Annotated in this window: 1 protein-coding gene; it reads right to left on the bottom strand. The window is 68.0% G+C overall.

The window, feature by feature from the left end:
- Positions 1 to 554: GAF domain-containing protein (locus ACTVZP_RS22325; RefSeq protein ID WP_443214318.1), on the bottom strand; the 554-nt coding region annotated here is incomplete at its 3' end.
- Positions 555 to 596 lie beyond the last annotated feature (42 nt).

The following is a 596-nucleotide window of genomic DNA, read 5'->3' as shown; positions in this document are numbered from 1 at the left end:
GCCCGCCGCATGCAGGCTCCCGTCAGCACGTCCTCGGCGACGGCGCGGCGCAGTTCCAGCCGCTCCATGACCAGATGGGCGAACCGGGTGAGCACCTCGCTGTCCCGGGGGCCGAACCGGTGCGGGACATGGTCCATGACGCAGATGGCCCCGAGACTGTGGCCCTCCGGAGAGGTGAGGGGCGCGCCGAGATAGGACCGGATGCGGGGCGCGCCGGAGACGAGGGGGCTTGTGCGAAACCGCGGATCCTCGAGCGCGTCGGGGATGGCCATCGGCTCCAGACCCCGGATCGTGTGGGTGCAGAAGCTGCCGGTGCGAGCGGTCTCGCGTGTCCCCATGCCGATCTCGGACTTGAACCACTGCCGGTGGGTGTCGACGAAGGAGATGGCGACCATGGGCATGTCGAACACGCTCTGCACGGTCTGGGTGATCGTGTCGAATTCCCTCTCGGGGAGCGTGTCGAGGATCTGGTACTGCCGCAGGGCCGCGATCCGCTGGACCTCCTTGTCGAGCGGCGCCCGCGACCGGCATGTGATGGATCGCGACTGCATCATGCCCTCGTTTCCGTCCCGCTTGGGTAGGGCATGTCCAATATG

It is taken from the genome of Rhodobacter sp. NSM (genome assembly GCF_052244495.1).
Classification (GTDB): Bacteria; Pseudomonadota; Alphaproteobacteria; order Rhodobacterales; family Rhodobacteraceae; genus Cereibacter_A.
Note: the sequence above shows the minus strand (reverse complement) of the source record. Positions and strands in the feature narration are given on the sequence as shown.